The 24,323-nt window shown below is 73.3% G+C and carries 14 protein-coding genes; 6 read left to right on the top strand and 8 right to left on the bottom strand.

Annotated elements, in window-relative coordinates:
• Window positions 1-144: 144 nt before the first annotated feature.
• Together EF879_RS21655 and EF879_RS21650 are read right to left on the bottom strand one after the other, a co-directional pair.
• On the bottom strand, window positions 145-1,701 hold the full coding sequence (locus EF879_RS21655) for a glycosyltransferase family 39 protein (protein ID WP_123561513.1): 1,557 nt from the start codon (window positions 1,699-1,701) through the stop codon (window positions 145-147).
• A 304-nt stretch (window positions 1,702-2,005) separates the two neighbouring features.
• Window positions 2,006-3,082, bottom strand: coding sequence for a YafY family protein (locus EF879_RS21650; protein WP_123561512.1), 1,077 nt, complete (start codon window positions 3,080-3,082; stop codon window positions 2,006-2,008).
• 64 nt (window positions 3,083-3,146) lie between these two features.
• On the opposite strand from EF879_RS21650, the gene EF879_RS21645 reads away from it, so the two are divergent.
• Complete coding sequence (locus EF879_RS21645) at window positions 3,147-5,387, top strand: excinuclease ABC subunit UvrA (RefSeq protein ID WP_123561510.1); 2,241 nt, start codon at window positions 3,147-3,149, stop codon at window positions 5,385-5,387.
• A 154-nt stretch (window positions 5,388-5,541) separates the two neighbouring features.
• On the opposite strand, the gene EF879_RS21640 is transcribed toward EF879_RS21645, so the two are convergent.
• The 5 genes from EF879_RS21640 to EF879_RS21620 all read right to left on the bottom strand — a co-directional run bounded on the left by EF879_RS21640 (window position 5,542) and on the right by EF879_RS21620 (window position 13,131).
• Window positions 5,542-8,421: a DUF5682 family protein gene (locus tag EF879_RS21640; RefSeq protein WP_123561687.1), complete on the bottom strand. Its 2,880-nt coding sequence runs from the start codon at window positions 8,419-8,421 to the stop codon at window positions 5,542-5,544.
• 104 nt (window positions 8,422-8,525) lie between these two features.
• Entirely contained in the window at window positions 8,526-9,641 is a 1,116-nt protein-coding gene (locus EF879_RS21635; RefSeq protein WP_123561507.1) for an AAA family ATPase, read from the bottom strand.
• A gap of 12 nt (window positions 9,642-9,653) precedes the next feature.
• On the bottom strand, window positions 9,654-11,240 hold the full coding sequence (locus EF879_RS21630; RefSeq protein ID WP_123561505.1) for a VWA domain-containing protein: 1,587 nt from the start codon (window positions 11,238-11,240) through the stop codon (window positions 9,654-9,656).
• Complete coding sequence (locus EF879_RS21625) at window positions 11,237-12,640, bottom strand: hypothetical protein (protein WP_123561503.1); 1,404 nt, start codon at window positions 12,638-12,640, stop codon at window positions 11,237-11,239. The genes EF879_RS21630 and EF879_RS21625 overlap by 4 nt, the downstream gene beginning before the upstream one ends.
• Window positions 12,640-13,131: a hypothetical protein gene (locus EF879_RS21620; RefSeq protein ID WP_123561685.1), complete on the bottom strand. Its 492-nt coding sequence runs from the start codon at window positions 13,129-13,131 to the stop codon at window positions 12,640-12,642. The genes EF879_RS21625 and EF879_RS21620 overlap by 1 nt, the downstream gene beginning before the upstream one ends.
• Before the next feature lie 497 nt (window positions 13,132-13,628).
• On the opposite strand from EF879_RS21620, the gene EF879_RS21615 reads away from it, so the two are divergent.
• On the top strand, window positions 13,629-14,057 hold the full coding sequence (locus EF879_RS21615) for a hypothetical protein (RefSeq protein ID WP_148086517.1): 429 nt from the start codon (window positions 13,629-13,631) through the stop codon (window positions 14,055-14,057).
• A 126-nt stretch (window positions 14,058-14,183) separates the two neighbouring features.
• On the opposite strand, the gene EF879_RS21610 is transcribed toward EF879_RS21615, so the two are convergent.
• Window positions 14,184-15,539 (bottom strand): MFS transporter, encoded by a 1,356-nt coding sequence (locus EF879_RS21610; RefSeq protein ID WP_123561500.1) that lies wholly within the window; start codon window positions 15,537-15,539, stop codon window positions 14,184-14,186.
• Window positions 15,540-15,970: 431 nt separating this feature from the next.
• Between EF879_RS21610 and EF879_RS21605 the strand changes: the two genes are divergently transcribed.
• The 4 genes from EF879_RS21605 to EF879_RS21590 are packed head-to-tail and all read left to right on the top strand — an operon-like array spanning window position 15,971 to window position 24,323.
• A complete protein-coding gene (locus EF879_RS21605) occupies window positions 15,971-17,557 on the top strand; it encodes a class I adenylate-forming enzyme family protein (protein WP_233604649.1) in 1,587 nt (528 codons plus the stop codon).
• A 3-nt stretch (window positions 17,558-17,560) separates the two neighbouring features.
• Window positions 17,561-20,782, top strand: coding sequence for an amino acid adenylation domain-containing protein (locus EF879_RS21600; protein WP_199736556.1), 3,222 nt, complete (start codon window positions 17,561-17,563; stop codon window positions 20,780-20,782).
• A complete protein-coding gene (locus EF879_RS21595) occupies window positions 20,779-21,060 on the top strand; it encodes an acyl carrier protein (RefSeq protein ID WP_123561496.1) in 282 nt (93 codons plus the stop codon). The genes EF879_RS21600 and EF879_RS21595 overlap by 4 nt, the downstream gene beginning before the upstream one ends.
• The gene (locus tag EF879_RS21590) at window positions 21,057-24,323 is read left to right on the top strand and encodes a non-ribosomal peptide synthetase (protein ID WP_123561494.1); all 3,267 of its coding nucleotides are present in this window, start codon (window positions 21,057-21,059) and stop codon (window positions 24,321-24,323) included. Before EF879_RS21595 ends, EF879_RS21590 begins: the two co-directional genes overlap by 4 nt.

The raw sequence follows: 24,323 nt of genomic DNA, 5'->3' as shown, positions 1-24,323 counted from the left end.
AGCCCGGATTCCGGCCGCCGGTAGCCGGACCGCTCCCGGTTCGGAGGCCGCCGGGTCGGGCCGCGTGCTCCGGCCCGCTGGATGGGACGGTGCTCCGATCCCACCCCCATCTCCTCGGCGTGCCACGGAGGCGGCCGGGCCCGGCTAGTCGAAGTGCCGGAGGCCGGGCCAGAGCTCGGCCCAGGACCGTCGCCGGTCCCGGCACAGCACGATTGGCGCGCCCTGCTCCTCGTTGTCGACGCCGACACCGTTGTCGAGCCGTCCGACCAGCCGGCAGGTGCCGAAGAACGGGGCGAGTCGGGCCGGCTCGCCGACCCCGACGCCGATCAGCACGGTCGCCGACTCCGGCGGGGGCCCGTAGAACCCGAGTTCGTTGTGACCGCTGTAGATCGCGGGCAGCCGGTCGCCGCCGAGCCGGGTGAGGGCTCCCGCCTCGCCGTAGTTGGCGGTGAGCACCATGGCCCGGGCCTGGTCGGCGGCGGGCAGCGCGGCGTACGCCTGGACCACCTGGTCGACGTAGCGGGGCCAGCCGACGGAGTCGGCGGCGGTGATGTTGATCGCCGGGATCGGGCTGTCGCCGAGCGTGCGGACCGGCAGCAGTGGCAGCGCGGTCACCGTGCTCACCACGGCGTTGAGCACGGCAGCCGCCGCCACCAGGCCGAGCCGGAACCGGCGGGCGCCCCGCCCGAACCACTCGGCGGTGACCACGCACCCGGCGGCGAGGAGCGCGCCGAGCAGCCCGTACGGGTAGTACGGCTGGCCGCCGGCCACCAGCACCAGGAGGCAGACCACCAGGTACGCCACCGCGATCGCCCGTACCGGACGCCACTGTGGACGGCGCAGCAGCGCCACCAGCCCGGCGATCCAGATCGCGGCCAGCGGCGGGCCGAGCAGGACAAACTGGTACGGCACGAGGGTGGTCCGGGACTCGGCACCCCGGTCCTCGGCGATCGCGCCCGCCATGTCGACCTGGGGCAGGTCGTGCAGGAGTTGGTAGCCAAGGTTGGGCGCGCCGACGACCAGGGCGACCACGACCCCCGCCCAGAGCCGCCGGTCCAGCAGGATCCGCCGCGGTCCGACGAGAAGCAGCCCCGCGCCGAGACCGACCAGGAGCAGCACGACGAGGAGCTTGTTGTAGAGTCCCACGCCCAGCACCACCCCGGCGACGAGCCACCACCGGGGCCGGTCCCGCAGTAACGCCCGGGTGACGCAGAACAGGAGGGCGAGCCACACGACCAGGTCGACGGTGGCGGTGAGGAGCACGTGTCCGAAGATCAGCGTCGTGGCACCGGTGCCGAGACCGAACGCGGCCAGGATCTGAGCCGGCGCCGCGCCGCCGAGTTCCCGGGCGAGCAGGGCCGCGAGCAGCACCGCCGCGACCACACAGAGGGTCGCCGGGATCCGCAGGCCCCAGAGCGAACCGCCGAAGAGCGTGTCGGCGAGCCGGGCCAGCGCTGGGGTGAGCGGCGGCTGGTCCCGGTAGCCCCAGGCCGGTCGGAGCATCAGGAAGTACAGCTCGTCGCGGTGGTACCCGTAGCCGTTGCTGGTGGCCAGCAGCAGCGCGCCCACCGCGGCGGCCACGAGCCCCACCGGCCCCCGGGCCAGTGGCGGAAGCGGGACGCGTGGTGTCGGGGTACCGACGCCGGGGACGTCCGGACGCCGCGCGGACGTGTGGTGCGGTACGGCGGATGGGGTCGGCATGGCGCCTCTCCTCCCTGACCGGCGCGCGACGACCGGCCGACGTGGACCGCCGGAGCCGGGACCGGCGGAGTGGGATCGCGGAACCGGTCGGCGCCGACGTGGACCGTCCACAGGTGGACGATGGTCGCCGGTCGGAGCTGCCGCAGCGCCGGGCCCGTGATACTTAGCCGTTATGCTCTAACGGTTAGGTATCGACTGTCAATGCGTGAGCCTGCCGGCGATGATCAGGGGGTGCCGGAGCGCCTCCGGCGTCTCGTCGGACGCGGCGGTGGCGCCGGATGGCGGCGTGGCATCGGCGCAACGCTCACGGGTAGCCGGCCCGCCCGGGTTCACCGCCGACGGTTTGCGGGCGGGTCACGGTCGGGTCCGGGCGATCCGCGCCGGTCCCGGTCGGCGCAGCAGCGGTCGACTCGGTGTCGGGCGCGGGTCGCGCACCGCCGTGTAGCCGGGCGCCGAAGCGACCGCACGCCGTCCGGAAGGCGACGGGTTCGTGGATGGTGAAATCGGCGTCGAGGAAGGCGAGGTTCAGCACGAGCCACTGCCAGGAGTCGAGCGCCACGACGGCCCGGGTACGGTCCCGGGCGACGGCGGTGAGTTCGGCGTCCTGGTAGCGGAACGCGTCCGCCACCGCGGTGACCGGGGCCTCGACGGTCAGGACGACCCGCTGCCGGTGCCGGTCGAGACCTCGGCGCAGATAGTCGAGGCCGGTGTCGGCGGGCAGGGGGCGTGGGGTGAAGGCCCCGCCGGGCTCGCGGAGGTTGGTGATGCGATCCGTACGGAAGACCCGCCAGTCGCTCCGGTCGACGTCCCAGGCGAGCAGGTACCAGCGCAGGCTGTGGTGGATCTGGCGGTACGGCTCGACCCGGCGTGCGGTCGGGGACCCGGTCGCGCTGACGTAGTCGAAGGTCACGAGGCGCCTGTGGTGGATCGCGCTGGCGAGCGCGCTCATCGTCTCGGCACGGGTGCTGGGCGCGCTGACCTGCGTGGTTTCGAGGCTCGCGCGTAGCGCCGCCGCGCGGCCGCGCAGCCGCCGGGGCAGGTACTGGTCGACCTTGCCGTACGCCCGGGTCGCCGCGTCGTCCAGGCTTCCCTCGACGGCGCTGCCGGTCGAGGCAAGGGTGGCCAGCCCCAGCAGGACCGCGATGGCCTCGTCGTCGTCCAGCAGGAGCGGCGGCATGGCGGTTCCCGCCGCGAGCCGGTAGTAGCCACCAGGTCCTGGCTGGGTCTCGACGGGATACCCGTAGCGGCGCAGGCGGTCGACGTCCCGGCGGAGGGTGCGTGGGCTGACGTCGAGGCGGGCCGCCAACTCGTCGCCCGTGAACGCCCGACCCGTCTGCAGCGCCGCCAGCAGGGCGAGGACTCGTTGGGTGACGTCGGCCATGGGCACCATTCTCGCCGTCAGTCGCGGTCATTTTCCGGCCACATCTGGTCCTACGGTGGGCCGCATGTACCAGCGAAAGATCGAGATCCGCGGAGCCCGGACCAACAACCTGAGATCCCTCGACCTCGTCCTGCCACGCGGGCAGCTGGTGGTTTTCGTGGGAGTGTCCGGGTCGGGCAAGTCGTCGTTGGTTTTCGACACGATCGCCGCGGAGGCCGGCTACCAGCTCAACGAGACCTTTCCACCGTTCGTCCGCAACCGGCTGCCGAAGTGGGCCCGGCCCGAGGCGAGCCAGATCGACGGCCTCTCCCCGGTGGTGGTGATCGACCAGCGGCGGATCGGCGGGAACGCCCGGTCCACGGTCGGCACGGTCACGGACGCGTGGACGTACCTGCGGCTGTTGTTCTCCCGGGTGAGTACGCCGTACGTCGGCGAGTCGAACCACTTCTCGTTCAACGATCCCGCCGGCATGTGCCGTACGTGCTCCGGGCTCGGCGAGGTGGTGGTCAGCGCCGTCGACCGCTTCCTCGACCTCGACAGGTCGCTGAAGGACGGCGCCATCCTGCTGCCCGGGTTCGGCAACGGGGGCTACTGGTACGCCCAGTACGCCGACATCGGCACGTTCGACCCCGACACACCGCTGCGGGACTGGACCCAGGCCGAACGGGACGCACTCCTGTTCGGCGGCGAACACGCCGCTCGACTCGGCAGGAGACCGCCGAAGGACTACGAGGGGGTCGTCGAACGGTTCGAACGGATCTACCTCCGTACACCCGACAACCTGTCCGACCGTAAGCAGGAGGTCATCGCCCGGTTCACCCGCTCCACGGTGTGCCCCGACTGCCACGGTGACCGGCTCAACGAGGCGAGCCGCACCGCCACCGTGCTCGGCCACACCATCGGCGAGATGGCGCGAATGGAGATCGCTGAACTCGCGGCGCTGGTGCCGAGGGTGAGCGAGCCGGCCGTGGCGCCGGTCGTCGCCGCCCTGACAGCGCGCCTGGACGCGCTGGTCACCATCGGGCTCGGGTATCTCCACCTGGGGCGCGCCACGACCACGCTGTCCGGTGGCGAGTCACAACGCGTCAAGACGGTCAAGCACCTGGGCAGCAGCCTGGTGGAGATGATCTACGTTTTCGACGAGCCCACCGTCGGACTCCACCCGCAGGACGTCGCCGCCATGACGACCCTGCTGCAGCGGCTACGCGACAAGGGCAACACCGTCCTCGTCGTCGAGCACGATCCCGCCGTCATGGCGATCGCCGACCAGATCGTCGAGATCGGGCCGGACGCGGGCGACGGCGGCGGCAGGCTCGTCTTCCAGGGCACCTTCGCCGAACTCCGGCGAGCCGACACGCCCACCGCCACCGCGCTGGCCCGGCAGCGGCCGGTCAAGGAGCGGCCGCGGACACCGCGCGGCGCCGTCACCATCGCCGCCGCCACCCGCAACAACCTGAAGAACGTGACGGTGGACATCCCGACCGGGGTCATGACCGTCTTCACCGGCGTCGCCGGCTCGGGGAAGTCCAGTCTCGCCGCCGAACTCGTCGCCCAGCACGACGCCGTGGTGATCGACCAGCGGCCGGTCAGCACCAACCGCCGCTCGACCCCGATCACCTACACCGGCATCGCGGCCCCGATCCGGAGACTGTTCGCCCGCCACAACGGCGTACCGGCCGGCCTGTTCAGCGCCAACTCCGAGGGTGCCTGCCCCGACTGCAAGGGCCTCGGGGTGATCTACACCGACCTCGCCTTCATGGAGGGCCAGGAGACCGTGTGCGATACCTGCCAGGGGCGGCGCTTCACCCGCGAGGTCCTACGGTATCGGGTCGACGGGCTCTCCATCGCCGACGTCGACGATCTGACCATCGCCGAGGCGGTCCGCCGGCTGGCCGACCCCGCGATCACGAGGGCCCTGCGTCATCTCGAGGAGGTCGGTCTCGGCTATCTGCGGCTCGGCCAACCGCTGAGCACCCTCTCCGGCGGCGAATGCCAGCGCGTCAAGATCGCCAAGGAGCTGCGCGACGCCACCGGCCCGACGCTCTACGTCCTCGACGAACCCACCACCGGACTGCATCTGCGCGACATCGACACCCTGCTGAACGTGCTCGACAACCTCGTGGCGCACGGGCACACCGTCGTCGTCATCGAACACAATCTCGACGTCATCCGGCGGGCCGACTGGCTTGTCGATCTCGGACCGGGGCCGGGCCGGCACGGCGGACAGATCCTCTACCAGGGTCCGGTCGCGGGCCTCACCGGCACGGCGACCGCCCGCGCGCTCCGCGACGCCGCCGTCCGGTGAGCTCCTGCCCCTTCCCGGCGCCCCGGACCCGGAGCGTCGGGAGGTGCACAAGATCCTTGACGACGGGTGCGGGTTCGTCGACCGGTCCGCCGGCGCCGGCGCCCACCGGCGCGGTGCCGGTGGGCGCCAGCGGCCGGGCGTGCCGGCGGACGGGCTACCGCCGGAGCAGTGCGGCGACGACGTCGGCGGTCGCGCCGTGCCGGCCGAGCAGGGCCCGCAGTGCGCCCGTCCCGGCCGTACCGTCACCGCCCCCCGTCGCGCCGTCGGTGCCACCCACTGACCGCCAGCCCGCCGCGGCGCAGCCGACGAGCTCGGCCACCGCGTCCGTGGTCGCCGGCTGGGCGAGCAGGAGGTCGACCAGCGGTCCCGACGCCGCCTCCCCGCCGCCGCTCGGCTCCGCCGCGGTGTTCCCGGCCGCGTCGTCTCCGTCCGTCGGCGTCGCCCACGGCGGCACCCAGGAGTCGAGCGCCGGGAGCCGGGCCGGGAACGTCCGGGCGGCCTCGCGCACCAACACCGGCACCAACTCGGCCCCTGGCCCGCGCAGCGTGGTGATGAGGGTGGGAAGCCACGGCAGCAGCACCGAATCGGGCAGTCGGGCGAATGCCTTCGACATGATCTCGACCACGAACGCCGCCAGCGTCGGGACCGGCTCCAGGGCCTGGACGAACCCGCTCAGGTACTGCGGGAACGCGGGCACGACAAGCGGGTTGCCCAGCATCTCGTCGCAGCGCGCACGTAGCTCGGCCTGGGACAGCAGCCCGAGCTGCACCCGGGCCGCCCACAGCAGCGCGACCTTGGCTGGCGCCTCCGGGTGCGACTGGCGTACCGCGAGTTCCAGCTGGGTCCGGTCACAGCCGAGGGCGAGCGCGAGGCTCTCCATGGAGAAGAGGAAGCCGAGCATCGCGGCGACCTGACGGATCCCGGTCTCCTCCTCGAGGAACGCGGTCGGCAACAACGTGCAGTAGTGGGCGTAGCCGGCGGTGGCGAACTCGTCGCACCAGGCCGGCAGCTCCGGCTCCGCGGTCCGGTAGTACGCCAGCAGGCGACGGAATCGGCGCAGCACCTCCGGTGCGTCGTCGACCGTACGCTCGGCGGCCAGCAACTCCACCGCCCGCGCCCCGAGCTCGTTGACGAAGCGCTGGTTGCCGAGATACAGGATCGCGTCCTCGACCGCGGCCAGGGCGACCGCGACGGTGGCGTCCGGCGCCCACACCGCCCGGCGCAGCCGCTTTTCCAGCACCTGCTCGACGGTGACGCCCTCGTAGCTCAGCTCGATGATCGCGCGCTGGTGCCGGCCGAGCCAGAGGTCCCAACTCTCCTGGATGGAGCGCTCACCCAACCGCCGCTCACCCATGATCGGCCGGACGATCCCCTCCGGCAGCAGGCGCCGTAGCACCCACAGCAGGTCGGAGCAGGGCACCAGCTCCGGACGCGCGGTCAGGTCCAGCAACGCCCGCTGCACCGTACGCTTCTCCAACGGCAGGCCCAGCGGTGCCAGCCGGTCGAAAACGTCCCGGACCAGCGGCGGCAGGGCGTCGTAACCGACCTGACCGATCCGGTCGCCGCCCAGGAGGATCTCGCAGAGCCGGCGAACGTCACGACGCCCCGGCACCACGTCCTTCTCGATACAGGTCACCGCCGCGTCGGCGAAGTCGTAGGGGGTGGGCCGGGCCCGGTTACGCATCCCCGCCAACAGGATCGACGTCTCGAAGACCGCGATCGCGTCGGCGGTGCTCGCCTGGTAGCCGTTACGCCGGGCCAGCCGGACGATATCGACGCACCAGCCGAGCAGCTCCGCCTCGTCCAGGTCGTCGAGCACGGGAGGTCGGGACAGGAACTCCGACAGTCGATCGGTGACCGGTTTCGGCGCCGGGGTCTGCACCGGTTTCGCCGCCCGCCTACGGCCGGACCTCTGGCCGGCCAACCGGTACGGCACCACGCCGCTGCGGCTGACCGCCTTGGCCCAGGTCGCCTGGGCGATCGACACCGAGCCGGGGGCGAGCCCGAACTGCGCCTCGATCGCCGAGTAGCTGGAGGGGATCAGGCCGTACAGCCAGCGGGTGCCGGTGCGGGCGGGAATCTCCCAATCCGGTGTCCCGGGCGCGGTGCCGAACTCCGGCACCGGGCTGGCCGCGTGGAAGGCGCCGCAGACGTACAGGCAGCGGGACCGGTCGACGCCGGAGGCGGCCAGGTGCTGCCGCATCCGCGTCCACATGTAGCGCTCGCGGTCCTCGTCCCGATCCGCCCGGGCCTCGTCCCCGCGGCGCAGCCGCCGGAACAGGCTGCCGATCATCACCATGACCTGCCGGTACGTCTCGTAGTCGGCGCCCGAGAGCGGCTGCTCGACGTACTGGTCCCACCACTCCGACCAGTGCCGCACCCGACCGTGGTGCAGCAGGTACGCCTCGAGTTCGGCGAACCGGGGCCGGAGGTCACCGATCTCGACGCCGACGGCGTCCCCGTGCAGCGCCGCCTCCTCCGCCGCCGACGGATCCGGTTCACCATGGGATACACCGTCCTCCTCGGCCGGAGCGCCGCGCCGGGCCGGCGGATCGGACTGCCACTGGAAGACGTGGTCGGCCGAGCGGTCGACCAGCACCAGTTCCACCCCCGGCGTGTCGAGCGCGTACGCGATCGCCTGGTACTCCGCGGACGCCTCCGAGATCGGCGCGACCACACTGAGTGGCCCCCACGCCGCCGGGAACCCGTCGAGGTCGGAGGCGAAGGCCTGCAACGCCACCGGAAGCCGACAGTTGCGCAACTCGTCCAGCAGCGGCCGCAGGTCCTCGCAGAGCTCGAGGTAGATGACCTGCGGCTGCTTCTCGCGCAGGCGACGCGCCATGGCAAGTGCGGAGGCCGGCGAGTGGTGGCAGACGGGGAAGATCTCCAGCTCCTCGCTGAGCGCCCGGTCGACGTCGTCGACCATCCCGGTGAGGATGCCGGCGAGCCCGTCGGGACCGTCGGCGAAGGCCGCCGCGGCCTCCTGCAGCTGGTGGCGCAACGGGGCGAACGGCGACTGGGCCAGGGCCGCCACGCCACGGTGTGGAGCCGAGCGGCCCGCTTCGTTGTCCGGTCCCGGGGCCGGGCGGGCCGGGGCCGGCTCCGCGCCCCGGCCCGCCGACTCGTCGATGCTCGTCGTCATGACAGCGTGGCGATCGCCCGCCGACCCCCCTCGAGAAACTCGGGCCAGTCCCCGCCCTCGGACTTGCTGCGCGGCTCCACCACGCCGTGCCAGTACTTGTTGAGGATGGCGAGGTCCTCCGGGCTGCGGCGGGCCAGCGAGCCGACCAGCGAGCTGGCCAGGGTCGCGGGCCGCAGCGTCCGGTCGCCGAAGAAGTGGCTGTGCAGGATCGCGTCCTCCAGGACGCCGATCTGCTCCGCGGTCGAGAGCGCCGACTCCAGCCTCTCGTCGTCGCTGCTGGCCGCGGCGGCCGCCGCGCGCAGGTCGGCAAAACTCCGCAGCAGGATGTCCAGCAGGTTCGGCGGTACGTCCAGCGTGATCTGGTGCCGGCGCAGGAGTTCCCTGGTGCGGAACCGGACGATCTCCGCCTCGCTGCGCTTGTTCGTCACCACGGGGATCCGGACGAAGTTGAACCGCCGCTTCAGCGCCGAGGAGAGGTCGTTGACCCCGCGGTCCCGGCTGTTCGCGGTGGCGATGATCGAGAAGCCGGGCTTGGCGAAGACGATGTTGTCATCGTCGAGTTCGGGGATCGAGACGTACTTCTCGGAGAGGATCGAGATCAGCGCGTCCTGGACGTCGCTGGTCGCCCGGGTCAGCTCCTCGAACCGACCGATCACGCCGCGCTCCATCGCCGTCATGATCGGCGAGGGGATCAGCGACTCCCGGGACTGTCCGCGGGCGATCACCATCGAGACGTTCCACGAGTACTTGATGTGATCCTCGGTGGTGCCGGCGGTGCCCTGGACCACCAGGGTCGAGGTGCGGCAGATGGCGGCCGCGAGCAGTTCGGCGAGCCAGCTCTTGCCGGTGCCGGGGTCACCGATCAGCAGCAGACCCCGGTCCGACGCCAGCGTCACGATGCTGCGCTCGACGAGGCTCCGGTCGCCGAACCACTTCTGCGGGATCTCCCGCTCGAGTCCGTCCGACGGCTCCGAGCCGAGCACGAAGATCCGTACCATCCGCGGGCTCAGCCGCCATGAGAACGGCTTGGGGCCGTCGTCGATCGACTCCAGCCAGTCGAGCTCGTCGGCGTACTTCACCTCGGCGGGGGCGCGCAACAGGTCATCGGTCATGTGAGGGGTCTCCTAGCTGAGGAAGCTCTTGAGTTCGAACACGAGTTTTCGGATGTGGCCGGAGATGACCGGCGTACCGAGGTCTTTGAAGTGCTGCCGGAACCAGGGATTGACGCTCTGCTGTCCGCCGCTGTTCACCGAGCCGACCGGAATCACCCGGACCCCGGACCGGTGCAGCGCCGCCAGTGCCTCGAAGACGCCCTGCGGATTCGACTCGTAGTAGTCGGAGATCCAGACCAGGACGGTGTTCTTCGGTTCGGCGACCTTGGGGCGGACCAGCTGCAACGCGGCCATGCCGTCGGTGCCCCCGCCGAGCTGGGTCCTGAGCAGCACCTCGAACGGGTCGTGCACCCACGGAGTCAGGTCCAGCGCCCGGGTGTCGTACGCGACCAGGTGGACGTCCACCTTGGGCAGCCCGGCGAAGATCGAGGCCAGAATGGTGCAGTTCACCATCGCGTCGACCATCGACCCCGACTGGTCCACCACCACGATGAGCCGGGCCGGGGTGGTCCGCCGGGCGGTGTGCCGGTAGTAGAGCCGGTCGACGTAGAGCCGCTGGTCCTCCGGGCTCCAGTTCGTCAGGTTCTTCCAGATGGTCCGCTCCAGGTCCAGGTTGCGGAACACCCGCTTCGGCGGCACCGACCGGTCGATCTTTCCCACGCTGGTCTTCTCGACCTGGGTACGCAGCACCTCGGCGACTTCGTCGACGAACCGGCGGATCAGCGCCTTGGCGTTGGCAAGGGCCACCCCGGAGAGGTTGGCCTTGTCCCGGAGCAGTTGCTCGATCAGCGACATGCTCGGGGTCAGCTGCCGGGCCAGCGCCGAATTGGCGAGAACCTCGCGCAGCCGCATGCGGCGGACGAGATCCCCCTCCAGGCCGGCCAGCACGCCGCCCAGTTCGCTCGCCCCGGGGCGCCCGCGCAGCTGGCCCGCCTCGCACCCCAGCGCCCGCTCGAACCAGCCGGCGTCGGACTGCCACCGGGCCAGGTCGGTCGCGGTGACCTCGCCCGAACCGGTCGCGAAGACGTTCAGCAGCAGCTTCGAGACCAGCGCGGCTCGCCGTACCTCGGCCGCCCCGACCGGTGCCACCCGGTCGAGACCGGGTGCCGCGGGCTGTTCGGACGCCGTGGTGTGGTCGCGCGGACCCGACCGCGGCGCCGCCTCGACGTCGACGGCCGGCACCCCGACGGCACCGCCGCCCGGGGCCGTGCCCTCCTCGCCCGCGCCGGCGGTCTGGGAGTCGGGGCCGGCGGCCGGTCCCTGGGTCGGCCCGTGCTCCGCCGGTGCCGGCCCGCCGGCGTCCGGGGGCGCCATCAGGCCCTCGAACTCGGCGGCCAGCTCCGGGAACCGCTGCACGAGCGTGTCCACCGACACGGTCGGGTCCAGCAGCGCCGCCGGCAGCCCGATATCGTCGACGATGGCCACGCTCGCCGCCTCGAGCGATGGCTGCTCCTCGGGATCGAAGAGCCGCGCCAGCAGCCGCCAGTAGAGCACCTGTCGCCGGTTCTCGTCCGCCGTCGACCGGGCGGTTTCCGGCTCGCCGCCGGGCGTCGTGGTCAGCTCGGCGCCGGTCGGCGCCGTCACCTGGGATCCGCTCATCGCCGCAGCAACCGTCCCGCCCGCTCGCGCAGCACCGCCACGGCGTCCCCGGCCCTTGCCTCGGCCCGGACCACCTTGGGGTCGGTGGGACCGAGCGCCCAGTCCGCGGTGTGCGCCTCGGTGGTGCCCCGCCTGTTCCGAACCTGGACGGCGAGGGGTTGCAGCAGCCAGCGCCCCCCGTCCCAGCGGACCAGCCCCAGACATGCCGACGAGGCCGCCACCAGGTCGGGGGTGAGCGGGCCGCAGCCCGGCAGCCGGGCCACGTCGACGGTGAGAGCCTGCCCGTCGACGTCCAGCCGGCTCTCTCCCTCCTCGGACACCGCCACGGCGTATCCCTCGAGCAGGACCGGCTCGGCGATGCGTACCGGGTGGCGCTCCAGCGGCGGCACCGCCGGGGCGAGGGCGGTGCCGAGGTGGAGGCGGGCGGTGGCGAACGGCTCCACCGTCTCCCCCGGGCGGGCGCTCCCGTCCTGCCACACGAGATCCCCGCCGGGCAACAGAGGAACGTCGGTGATCTCGAGCGCGCGGTGCTCGGCGAGCGCCTTGAACAGCACCGGCGCGCCACGCAGCAGCCGCCACACCGCCGGGCCGACGATCGTCTCCACCTTCGCGGTGGTGAGGCTCGTCCGGACCAGGCGGGGCGGGACGTCGGCGGACTCGAGGACGGCGTGCACCTGCACCTGCACCGCCGTGCCGTGCTCGTGCACGTCCACCCCGAGCGGCAGCAGCCGTCCCGAGACCGGGGTCGCGGCCGACCCCGGCAACCCGCCGGGCTGGGCCAGCAACAACGCCCGCGACCACAGGTCGGCCCAACGCCGGAGCGGCAACCGCTCCATCGTCGCCACCGGACAGGACGCCCGCAGCTCCGCGGCCAGACCGTCGAGCAGCACCGCCAACCGGCGCAGCGCCGGCACCGCCAGCACCGCCTCCGCGGTCTGGGCGGAGGCCGAGACCAGGTCGTGGTCAACGCCGCGCCAGCCGGCGATCGCGACCTCCCGCAGCCACGACCGGACACCGGCCATCAGGTTCTCCGAAACCGACGGCGCGGGTGCCTCGGCCGTCGCCCACGTCGCCCGGGGCCGGCCCAGTGCCGTGTCCAGCCGCTCCAGCAGCGCATCGTGCACGGCACCGAGCAGCGCGGTCCGGGCACCCGCCAGCATGGCCAGGTGCTCGTCGCCGAACGAACCGGCGGCCACCTTCTCAACCGCCTCCCGGGTCCGCTCCCGCAGCGGCGTCACCGCCACGGCGCCGGCGAGGGCTGCGAGCTGACTCTGCTGCTCCGCGCCGACCCGGGCCAGGCCGGGCACCAACGCCTCGTCGAAACCGGAGACCACGTCGAGCGCATCGGCGACGCCCGGGTCGGCGCCGTCGAACAGCTCGGCCAGGTGTGTGCCCCGCATCAGCGTCCCACCCTCGTCGCCGGGAACCAGTGCAGTTCGGGAACCGGCTCCGTGGACTCCGGCACCTCCAGGTAGGCGAGGTGGCGCAGGAACCGGCTGAAGACCACCGCCGCTGGGATCGACTCGGGACCGCCGCGCAGCCGATGGAGCAGGTCAAGGTCGGTGCAGTCCGGGTCGTCGACGTCGATGCGCAGGTAGCGGGCCACCCGGGCTACGCCGTACTGCACCACGGCCTCCTCGAGGAGCGCCTGGATGTGCTTGCACGGCGTTCCCCGCAACCCGCCGCAGGGCCGGTTGTTGTTGGTGCTGCAACTGTAGCCGTGCGAGCCGGCGACGACCGAGGAGACGTACACCCGCTCCACGTCCGAACCACTCGAGACGACGCCCTGTAACCGTCCGTCCGCCAGCTCCACGAAGGGAACCTTCGCCAGTTTCCGCGGCTGCACGGGTGGCAGCACTCGCGCCGTGCTGTGCCGCTCCCAGCCGACCATGACCGCGTCCACGATCTTGTCCTTCCGTTCGGTGCCGGATGACCATAGAGCAGCCGGACGACATTTTGCGGACCGACGACATCGCTTCCGGCAGCGCCGATCCCGGACCTCTCCGTCCGCAGTAGACAGACTTAGTGGACAGATCCTGGGCGAGGACCGTCGCCGGATGTGGCGGGCGCCCACACGGTCCCGAGTACGGGGCCCGGTGCCGGTGACGGATCCGGGTTCCAGGGACGCCCTGGTCCCCCCGCCCGGTGGCCGGCTGCCGGGGAACGCTGCTCGGCCCGTCCTCCTCCTTCCCACCTGGTCGGGGTGAACCGGCCCCGGGGCGGTTTCGGCACGGTCGCGGTTCGACCTTGCTCGGCGGGAGCGGCGGTCTGTCCCGGGAGAGCCGGAGCACACCCCGTACACCATCCTAGGATAATAGGCCGAGTTGGCGGCCCGGCCTCGCACCCGGTGTGCGACGGGGCCGGCGCAGGCGTCGATACGCTCTGGTGATGCCCGGCCCAGTGGATGACGACCCGACCGGCCTCGACGACATCGAGCGGCGACTCCGGGAGATCCGCGACAACCCCGAGAAGCCGACCACGCTCCGCGCCCTGGCGCAGTACCAGCTCGAACGCATCGCGGCGCTACGCGCCGCCGGACGGACGCCCGGCACCGAGCGGGTGCCGTCGGTCGCCGTGGAACGACTGGGACCGTTCCGGTTCTCCACGATCCCCGGCACCGCCGTCGTCGGCATCGAGATCGAGCGGGAGGCCCTCGCCCCGCTGGTGGCCGTCGTCTCCACCGAGGAGACCCGGCTGCTGATGCCGCTGTTTCAGCAGGTCCGGGAACACGTCGAGCGGGGCGAGCCGATCCGGCTCGACATCCGGGAGGCGTTCCTGGACCTCATCGGGCACGATCCGTTCCACGACCAGATCTGAGCGGAGACGATCGGGAGGGTGCCCCGCCGGCATCTCCGCGGCCCACCTCCGGTCGGGCGCTCCACCTCGGCGGTTCGGGTCGGCCGGTGCGCCGCGATCCGGGTCCGGACGGGCGGAACCGCCGGTTCACGGGCGTCCGACCTCGCCGGAAACGCCGATCCCGGCCAGCTCGTCCGGCCCCTGCTCGGGGCGCTCCCCGGGTACGTCGAGCGGGTGCGCCCGCTCGTCCTCGGGCATCCGGGCCAGCACGATCGCGAGCACAGCGAGCACGGGCGGAAGCAGGCCGGCGACCGCGAACGTCGCGCCGAGCCCGATGGCGCTGCTGACCGGACCGGCGACGGCCATGGAGAGCGGCATGAAGGCGAGGGAGACGAAGAAGTCAAGACTGGAGACCCGGCCCAGCATGTGGGCCGGCACCCGCCGCTGGAGCAGCGTGCCCCAGATGGCCATGGGAGCGGAGAAACAGACCCCGACGACGAAGGTCGCGGCGGCGATCAGCCAGACCGTGTCGGAGACGCCGACCAGCGCCAGCGGCAGACAGCCAAAGCCCCAGAAGAGATTCATGATCGTCAGATAGCGCCGCGGCATCCGGAGCGACGCCATGCCGAGGGAGCCGAGGGCCCCGCCGATGCCGAAGGCCGCCATCACCAGGGCGTGGTCAGCGGGGCCGCCGCCGACCCGATCCTTGATCACGAAGGGGACCAGCACCTCGACCGGGCCCATGACCAGGAGAATCACGATCGAGGCGAAGAGAAGCGTGGCGAGGAACCACGGCGTGCGTCCCATGTAGACGAAGGCGTCCCGCAGGTCGACCAGGGCGGCGCGGACCGGGTGAGCGGATGTGGCCGGGTGGTCGTGCCGCAGCGGCACCGGACGCAGGGCGAACAGGAACGCGACCCCGGCCACCTCCAGCACGGTGACCGCGACCAGCGCGGCGCTCGGTGACGAGGCGGCGATCAGCCCGCTGGCGACCGCCGGGCCGGCCGCCTGCATGATGGTGGGTCGGAGCATCCCCTCGATGCCGTTGGCGGCCATCAGGTCGTCCGGGGGAAGCAGCGACGGCAGCAGGGCCGAATAGGCCGGATAGTTGAAGCCGTTGCCGACGCCGATCAGCAACGCCGCCACCACGAGCTGCCATAGCCGCAGCCACTCCACGACCGCCAGCAGCGCCACCACGCCGGCGACCGCGGTCCGGACGGTGGCGACGGCGAGCAGGATCCGCCGTTGCGGAATCCGGTCCGCCAGAACCCCGCCCAGCAGTGTGCTGACCACCGTGCCGGCCGCCATCGAGGCGGTAACGGCGGAGAGGGTACCCGGGCCTCCGCCCATCGCGATGACCTGCCAGACGATGGCGATCATCCAGACGCCCGCGGCGAACAACGACATGATCAGCTCGCCGACGAGCAGCCGATACTGCCCGCTCCGGAAGGGCCGCAGCGGGCTACGGAACCAGCCGGACCCGCTCTCCCCCGTGGTGCTCATCGCGTCCTCTCGCGTGACGGTCGCTCAGGCACGCCCCGTCGCCGACACGTGGGGCGCGGGAAGCGTCGCGGCCGATTCTGTCATCGGGAACCAACCCGCCGGGCCGGCCCGCCGGCGCCCCGAACCGGGCACAGATCGTCCGGTACCGGGCCGAGCCGGCGACCCGACTCTGAAAGTTTCGGTCCCGCATCGAGCACTTTCCGGGTCGGCGACCCGCCGATCATGACATCTGGACAGCAGGGCGGACGGCTCGGCCGGACCGTTGCACCCAAATCTGGGATTGACATTGGTAACACTTGCTCACTACGTTTCCGGTCAATCTCCGGAAGTTTCGCCATGCCGTCGGCCCTCGACCGGTGGTGATCCGGGATGTGCGGGGTCGCGGGCGCGGCCGGCCGGAACGGCCGCGCGGACACACGGGGGGTGGTCCGGTGCCGAGCACGACGCGTACGCTGCCGGCGCTGCTGGCGGCGCGCGCAGCGGCGCAGCCCGACCGGGTGGCGATCGAGACGCCGCTGGTCGCCCGGCTCACGTTCCGTGCGTGGCACGCCGGGTCGGCCGCGGTCGCCGGGGCGCTCCACGAGGGTGGCCTGCGACCCGGCGACCGGGTGGTGCTGCACTTCGGTAGCCGCGACTGGGCCGACTTTGCCGTCGCCTACTGCGGAGTCCAGCGGGCCGGCGGGGTGGCCGTGCCCAGCTCCGACCGCCTCGCCCCCGCGGAGACCCGGTACATCGTCCGGCACTGCGGCGCGGTCGCGGTGCTGCACGCCGGTCGCACTCCCGTGCCCGACCTGGGCGTCTGGTCGGCGACCGTGCCGGAGCTACGCGCCGCCGGGGCACCACCTCCGACGGTGCGGGTACGCCCCGACGACCTCGCCCAGATCCTCTACACCTCCGGCACGACCGGCCGTCCGAAGGGCGTCGCCGCCAGCCACGCCAACCTCACCGCCGGGGCGGTCACCGACCCCCGCCGGCGGCGGCTGCGGCACTCCGCACACTTCCTGCACGCGTTCCCGATCGGCACCAACGCCGCCCAGACCATGCTGTGGAACGCGCTGGACGCCCACCCAACCGCGTTGTCGCCGCCGCAGTTCACCCCGGGTCGCTTCGCCCGGCTGGCCGAACAGTACCGGGTGGGGACGCTCTTCGTCGTCCCGGCGATGGCGATCGAGCTGCTCAACTCCGGCGCGCTGGACGCGTACGACCTCTCGGCCGTCCACCTCCTCGGCTCCACCGCGGCACCGCTGCCGCCGTGGGTCGCCGAGCAGCTCGCCCGCCGGCTGCCCGAGGCGACGATCGTCAACTACTACACCTCCACCGAGGCGGCGCCGGCCCAGGTCAGCATGATCGTCGACCCCGCGCGTCCCGGGTCGGTGGGACGCGCCGCCGACGGCACGATCGCCATCCGGGACGCCAGCGGGCGCCGCCTCCCGGCCGGAGCCACCGGCGAGGTCTGGCTCCGCTCGCCGTACCCGCGCAGCTACTACCGTGACGCGGCGGCGACCAGACAGACCTTCCGGGCCGGTTGGGTCCGGATGGGCGACCTCGGCTACCTGGACGAGCAGGGCTACCTCTACCTGGTCGACCGGGAACAGGACGTGATCAAGTCCGGTGCCGACAAGGTCTCCACGATCCAGGTCGAGGCGGCACTGCACGCGCATCCCGACATCGCCGAGGCGGCGGTGCTCGGCGTACCCCACCCGGTGCTCGGCCGGGCCGTCGCCGCCGCCCTCGTACCCCGAGCCGGCACCAACGGTCCGGATCTCCCCCAGCTGCGCCGGTTCCTGCTCGACCGGTTGGCCCGGCACGAGCTGCCGACCGAGGTGCTCGTGCTGGACCGGCTGCCCCGCAACCCGGCCGGCAAGGTGGTCAAACGCGAGCTGCTCGACCGGTTCACCCGGGCGCGGCCCGCGCCGGACCGCGGCGCCGCGGACCCGGCCGGCGAGAAGTCCGGTGAGAAGTACGACGACGAGGTGCGGGACGTCGGTGCCCCGGTGCCGGCGGTGTGGAAGGAGTGAGGCGTGGCCGAGGCATCCCCGGCGCAGCAGGGAATGTGGTTGACCGAACGGGCCGGCATCGCGGGGGTCGCCCACCACCTGGGGCTCTGCCTGCGGTTCTCCACCGGGGTCGACCTGGACGCCCTGGTCGCGGCCTGCCATGCCGTGTCCCGGCGGCACCCGGTGCTGGCCACCGGCTTCGCCGTCGAGGACGGCGCACCCCGGCCGGTCCCGGCGGCGCCGCCCCCGGTTCTCCGCGCCGACCTCTCCGGCGACCGCCTCCACGCCGAGTTACGTCGACCGTTCGCGCTCGACACCGGTCCGCTGGCCCGGTTCGTGCTGGACGACACCGGGCCGGGGGCGGTCCTGCTGGTCGTGGCGCACCACCTGGTCTTCGACGGCATGTCCAAGGACATCCTGCTCCGCGACCTCGCCGCGGCGTACGCGCGGGCCCGCGCCGGCCTGGCGGAGGTCGCACCCGGCCCGGTACGGGACCACACGACCGCCGCCGCGCGGCACCGGGCGCTGGTCGCCGAGTTGCTCCCCGCCGCCCGGGAGTTCTGGCGCGAGCACTGGCGGGAGCCGGAGGAGGTGCTCCTGCCCGGGATGGGTCGGAGCGGACCCGGGGCGGAGCCGGGGGCGGCGGTGCCCGTCCCGGTGCCGCCGGAGATCGGGGCCGCGCTCGACACCGCCGCGGGCCGGCTCGGTGCCACCCGGTTCGAGCTGCTGCTGGCCACCGTGCACGCCCTCCTGTGGCGGTACGGCAACCCGACACCGACGGTGGCGGTGGCGCTCTCGACCCGGACTCCGGAGACCGCCGACCACATCGGCCAGTTCGTCAACGAACTACCGGTCCGGCTGGCGACGATTCCGGCGACGTTCCGGGACCTGGTCGGGGCGGTCCGGGCCGAACTGCGGGCGCGGTACCCGTTCCGGGCGGTACCGCTCGGGCCGGCGGTCGGTGGGCTACGCCCCCGGACCGCCGTGGCACCGGTCTCGGTGAGCTACCGCCGCCGCGATCCCGCTCCGGTCTTCGCCGGGGTCGAGGTCGCCATCGACTGGGCCCTGTTCCCGGGCGACGCCCGCAACGCCCTGAACCTCCAGGTCGTCGACGACGGTTACACCCCGACGCTGGAGCTCCAGCACCAGACGGCGGCGGTCTCTCCGGACGACGCGCGCCGGATCGGCGGCCACCTGCGGACGCTGCTCACCGCGGCGCTCGCCGATCCCGACCGGCCGCTGGCCGCGCTGCCGCTGCTCCCCGCCGACGAACTCGACCGGGTGCTACACGCGCCCAACGCGACCGAGCGGGCGTACCCGAGCGAGACACTGCCCGAACTCCTCGCCCGGCAGGCGCGGCTGACCCCGGATCGCATCGCCGTCCACGGCCCCGGGCTGACCCGGACCGGTGGCGCACCCGCCGGGCCGGACGACCCGGCGGAGCGGCGGCTCAGCTACCGCGAGCTGGCCGCAGTGGTCCGACGGCTGGCGGAACGGCTGCGGGACGATGGAATCGCGGCCGGCGCCCGGGTGGCGGTCTGCCTGCCCCGCTCGGTGGAACTGCTCGTCACGCTGCTGGCGGTCGGCACCGCCGGCGCGGCGTACGTGCCGATCGACCCGCGGTATCCCGCGCGGCGGCGCTCGCTGATCCTGGACGAGGCCGCGCCCCGACTGCTGGTGACCACGGCCGCCCTCGCCCCGGACACCGGGGCGAGTGCCCCGCCGGTGCTGCTCCTCGACGACACGCTCCTGACCGGGGACCCGGGGGGCACCGCACCGCCGGCCGGGCCGGCAACGGTGCCGGCCCCACGACCGGACGACCTCGCGTACGTGATGTTCACCTCGGGCTCCACCGGCCGCCCCAAGGGGGTGGCCGTGCCGCACCGCGCCCTGACCAACCTGCTGCACGCCCTGCGGGAGACGGTCACGGACGGGCCCGACGACACCTGGCTCGCGCTCACCTCGGTCGGATTCGACATCTCCGCGGTTGAACTGTTCCTGCCGCTGCTGACCGGCGGCCGGGTGGTGGTCGCGCCGGACGGCGCCGGCGCCGACGGGGCGCGGGTGCGGGCCCTCGTCCGCCGGCACCACGTGACCCACCTCCAGGCGACCCCCTCCGGCTGGCGGGTGCTGCTGGCCGCCGGCTTCGGCGACCCGTCGCCCGCGGCGGCGGAGCGGACAACGGCGGCGGACCGCGCCGCGCCGGAGACGGAGCGGGTCGTGGCCCTGGTCGGCGGCGAGGCGCTGCCGCTACCGCTCGCCCGGGAGCTACGCGGCCGGGTCCGACGTCTGGTCAACGTGTACGGGCCCACCGAGACGACGGTCTGGTCCACCCTGGACGAGGTTCCGGCCGACTGCGCGGAGGTGACGATCGGTCGGCCGATCGGAAACACCCGCGCCTACCTGCTCGACGGCCACGGCAACCCGGTGCCGGTCGGCATTCCCGGCGAGCTGTACCTCGGCGGCGCCGGCGTGGCCACCGGCTACCTCAACCGGCCGGAGCTGACCAGCGAGCGGTTCCTGCCCGACCCGTTCGTGCCCGGCGGCCGGATGTATCGGACGGGGGATCTCGCACGATGGCTCCCCGACGGCCGGATCGCCTTCCTCGGTCGCCTGGACAGCCAGGTGAAGATCCGTGGTCACCGCGTCGAGCTCGGCGAAGTCGAGGCCCGGCTGCTGGCCCATCCGGCCGTCACGGCGGCCGCGGTCGTGTTGCGTGACGAAGACGACGATCCCCGGCTGGTCGCCTACGTGGTGTCGCGGGACGGCGAGTCGCCCGACCCGGCGGCGCTGCGGGACCATCTCGCGGGATGGCTGCCGGCCGAGGCCGTCCCGCGGTCCTGGGTCGTGCTCGACCGCCTGCCGCTGACGCCGAACGGCAAACTGGACCGGGCCGCGCTGCCCCCGCCGCCCCGGGACGAGCCGGAGCGTCGCGCCGCCCCACCCGCGCCGGCGACCGGCGACCCCGCCGGGCCGGCCACGTTGGACGACGACCCGGACGGCGTGACGGCGGAGATCCGTGACATCTGGTGCGAGGTGCTCCGCCGCGACGACGTCGGCCTGGACGAGGACCTCTTCGACCTCGGCGGGCACTCGCTGACCATCACCCGGATCATCGGCCGGATCGAGCAGCGGCTCGGGGTCGTCATCTCCGTCGACGACGTCTTCGACACGCCGACCTGCCTGGGCGTCGCGGCGGCGGTACGCCGCGAGCGGGTCCGGGCCGGTGCCGGAGGGCGGTCATGACCCGGGCGGAACTGCGACGCCGGCTCGCCGAACTCGTCGCGTACGCCTGCGGCGGCGAGCCGAGCGCCGAGGAGGTGGAGCGGGCCGGTTCCCTCACCCTCGCCGGGGTCAGCTCGCTCGACAGTCTCCGGGTCATCGACACGGTGGAGCAGGAGTTCGGCGTGCTGCTCCGGATCGACCAGGACCCGGAGTTCCTGGACAGCGTCGACGGGCTGCTCGAGCACCTGGTGGAGCTCGGCATACCGGTCGACCCCGAGCGTGGTGGGGTGGCGCGATGATCGACGCGTCCGGGCCGGGCGGCGGCGCGTACCCGCTCTCCCCCAGCCAGCAGCGGCTCTGGTTCCTCCAGCGGTACGACGCGGACGACCCGGTGTACCACGTCGTGGCCGTGCACCGGCTCGTCGGCGTCCTGGACGCCGCGGTGCTGACCCGGGCGGTGGCGGAACTCGTGCGGCGGCACGAACCGCTCCGCACCCGGTTCCGCGAGGTCGACGGGGTGCCGGTGCAGGAGGTGTGCGAGCCGGTCCCGGTCACGCTCGACCGGTGGGACCTGCGGGACCGGGACGACCCGGAGCGGGACGCCCGGGCCCTGATCGGCGAGTGGGGCGACCGTCCGTTCGACCTCGGCACGGCACCGCTGCTGCGGGTCGGGCTGCTCCGCACCGGCGACCACGAGCACCTGCTCTGCGTCGCCACCCACCACCTCGTCTCCGACGGGTGGTCGATGTCGATCTTCTTCACCGAGCTGTCCCAGCTCTACGCCGCGTTCCGGGCCGGCGCCGCCTCGCCACTGCCGCCGCTGCCCGCCCGGTTCGGCGACCACGTACGGCGGCAGGTCGGGGCGGACGGGTCGGAGCTCGCCGCTGCCTCCGCGTACTGGCGCGCCCAGCTCGCCGACGCGCCGGTGCTCGACCTGCCGACGGACCGGCCCCGCACGGCCCGGCGCCCGGGCCGGGGCGCGGTCTGGACCGCCCGGGTCCCGGCGGAGCTGACCGCCGGGGTGCGGCGGCTGGCCCGGGCCCACCGGTGCACGCCGTTCATGGTCTGGCTCGCCGCCTACCAGCTCCTGCTGTGCCGGTACGCCGGGCAGGAGGAGGTCTGTGTCGGCACCCCGGTCGCCGGGCGTGACCGGCCGGAGTACGAGGGCCTCATCGGGTACTTCGCCGGCACCCTCGTGCTACGGGGCGACCTGACCGGCGACCCCAGCTTCGCGCAGCTGCTGGACCGGACCCGGCGGACCGCGCTCGACGCGTACGCCCACGCCAACCTGCCGTTCGAGCGGCTGATGGCCGAGCTGAAGGTGCCTCGGGACCCGACCCGGCACCCGCTCTTCCAGACCTGGTTCAACCTGCACACCGAGACCCTGGACCGGCCGGCCCTCGACTGGGGTCCCGAACTGCGCGCCCGATACGTCGACTGGACCCCACCGCACCTGAGTTACGACCTCATGGTCGACTTCTGGCCGGGCGAGGACTCGCGACGGCTGGTGATCACCTACGACCGGGACCTGTTCGACCCGGAGACCGTCGCGGACCTGGGCGAGCGGTTCGTCCGGCTCGTCGGGGCCGCGATCGCCGACCCGGAGGCTCCGATCAGCCGGCTGCCGTTGCTCGGCCCCGGGGAACGGGGCTCGATACTCGACGCGCGCGACCGCGCCCCGGGCGGCGATCCCGGCACGGTGGTGGACCTGTTCCTCGCCCGGGCCCGCCAGACCCCGACCGCGGTCGCACTGCAGCACGGCGACCGGATATACGACTACGCCCGGCTGGACGCCGAGACCCGGGCACTCGCCGCCGCGCTGCGCGGCCGGGGCGTCGGCCCGGAGACCGTCGTCGGGATCGGCCTGCCCCGGTCGGTCGAGATGGTCGTGGCGGTGCTCGGCACGCTCCGCGCCGGCGCGGCGTACCTCCCGCTCGACCCCGGGTACCCGGACGCCCGCCTCGATCTGATGCTGCGCGACAGCGGGACGGCACTGGTCCTCACCGACGGCGCCGGCGCGGACCGACTGGCCCGGTTCTCGGTCCCGATCCTGCGCGTCGACCAGCACCCGCCGGCGGACGGAGTCGACGGTCCGCCCACGCCCGCCCCGACCGGCGGCGGCATCCGGGGTGAAGCGGACGGCCGGGACGACGCGGCGCCGGGACCGGGTCCGGATGATCTGGCGTACGTCATCTACACCTCCGGCTCGACCGGCGAGCCGAAGGGCGTCGCCGTCGCGCACGGTGGGCTGGCCGACCGGGTGCGCTGGATGGTCGAGGCGTACGGCCTGGGCCCCACCGACCGGGTGCTCCAGTTCGCCGCCCTCAGCTTCGACACCCACGCCGAGGAACTGTTCCCGATCCTCGCCGCGGGTGGCACGGTGGTGCTGCCCGAGGCGCCCGCCGAGTTGCTGCCCGAATGGTTGCCGACCCCGGCGGGCCGGTCGCTGACCGTACTGGACCTGCCCACGGCGTACTGGCACCGGCTGGTGCACGACCTGCGCACCGAGGACTGGCCCCCGCGGCTGCGACTGATGATCATCGGCGGGGACCAGGCCGAGCCGACGGCCGTACGCGCCTGGCGGGAGCGGTTCGGCGACCGGGTGCAGCTGCTGAACACCTACGGACCGACCGAGGCGACCGTCGTCGCCACCATGGCCCGGCTCGGCGAGTCCGACACCGTCGCCCGGCCACCCATCGGCCGTCCGGCCGCCGGCACGGCGGCCTACGTGCTGGATCCGGCCGGCCGACCGACGCCGGTGGGCGTCCCGGGCGAGCTGCACCTGGCCGGCACCGGGCTGGCCCGGGGCTACCTGGGCCGGCCGGAGCTGACCGAGGCACGCTTCTCCGCCGACCCGTACGGGCCGCCCGGAGCCCGGATGTACCGGACCGGGGACCGCGTCCGGCTGCGCCGGGACGGCCAGCTGGAGTTTCTCGGCCGGGTGGACCGGCAGGTCAAGATCCGGGGCTACCGGGTCGAGCCGGGTGAGGTCGAGGCAGCCCTCGCCGCACACCCGGAGGTGGCCCAGGCGGCGGTGGTGGTCAGAGGCGACGGCGCCGAGCCCACGCTGGTCGGCTACGTGGTGCCGGTGCCGGGCGCCGCCCTCACCGGCACCGCGCTGCGCCAGCACCTCGGTCGGACGCTGCCCCCGTACCTGGTGCCGACCTCCATCGTGCCGCTGGACCGGCTGCCGCTGACCGAGCGCGGCAAGCCGGACCTGCGGGCGCTGCCGACGCCGGACGGCATCGCCCCACCCCGGGAGTACGTCGCGCCGCGCGGCGCGGCCGAGGAACTGGTCGCCGCGATCTGGGCCGAGGTCCTGGGCCGGGACAGGGTGGGCGCCTTCGACGACTTCTTCGACCTGGGCGGGCACTCCCTGCTCGCCACCCGGGTCACCGCGCGGCTACGCGCCGAGGCCGAGGTCGAGCTGCCACTGCGGGTCCTGTTCGACACGCCCACCGTCGCGGGGGTGGCCGCGGTCGTCGAACGGCTGCTGATCGAGGAGATCTCCCGGTTGAGCGATGCCGAGGTGCGGAAACTGTTGAGTCAGGAGAGGGCGTGA

Origin of the sequence: Micromonospora sp. HM5-17 (assembly GCF_003762835.1) — a bacterium.
In the GTDB taxonomy this organism is placed as follows: Bacteria; Actinomycetota; Actinomycetes; order Mycobacteriales; family Micromonosporaceae; genus Plantactinospora.
This window is presented reverse-complemented; position numbering and strand designations above follow the sequence as displayed.

Bases quoted from the DNA above. Each gene is read 5' to 3' on its own strand.
- EF879_RS21655 (WP_123561513.1), bottom strand. From the start codon at position 1,701: ATGCCGACCCCATCCGCCGTACCGCACCACACGTCCGCGCGGCGTCCG.
- EF879_RS21625 (WP_123561503.1), bottom strand. From the start codon at position 12,640: ATGCGGGGCACACACCTGGCCGAGCTGTTCGACGGCGCCGACCCGGGC.
- EF879_RS21650 (WP_123561512.1), bottom strand. From the start codon at position 3,082: ATGGCCGACGTCACCCAACGAGTCCTCGCCCTGCTGGCGGCGCTGCAG.
- EF879_RS21630 (WP_123561505.1), bottom strand. From the start codon at position 11,240: ATGAGCGGATCCCAGGTGACGGCGCCGACCGGCGCCGAGCTGACCACG.
- EF879_RS21590 (WP_123561494.1), top strand. From the start codon at position 21,057: ATGATCGACGCGTCCGGGCCGGGCGGCGGCGCGTACCCGCTCTCCCCC.
- EF879_RS21595 (WP_123561496.1), top strand. From the start codon at position 20,779: ATGACCCGGGCGGAACTGCGACGCCGGCTCGCCGAACTCGTCGCGTAC.
- EF879_RS21635 (WP_123561507.1), bottom strand. From the start codon at position 9,641: ATGACCGATGACCTGTTGCGCGCCCCCGCCGAGGTGAAGTACGCCGAC.
- EF879_RS21645 (WP_123561510.1), top strand. From the start codon at position 3,147: ATGTACCAGCGAAAGATCGAGATCCGCGGAGCCCGGACCAACAACCTG.
- EF879_RS21620 (WP_123561685.1), bottom strand. From the start codon at position 13,131: ATGGTCGGCTGGGAGCGGCACAGCACGGCGCGAGTGCTGCCACCCGTG.
- EF879_RS21610 (WP_123561500.1), bottom strand. From the start codon at position 15,539: ATGAGCACCACGGGGGAGAGCGGGTCCGGCTGGTTCCGTAGCCCGCTG.
- EF879_RS21615 (WP_148086517.1), top strand. From the start codon at position 13,629: ATGCCCGGCCCAGTGGATGACGACCCGACCGGCCTCGACGACATCGAG.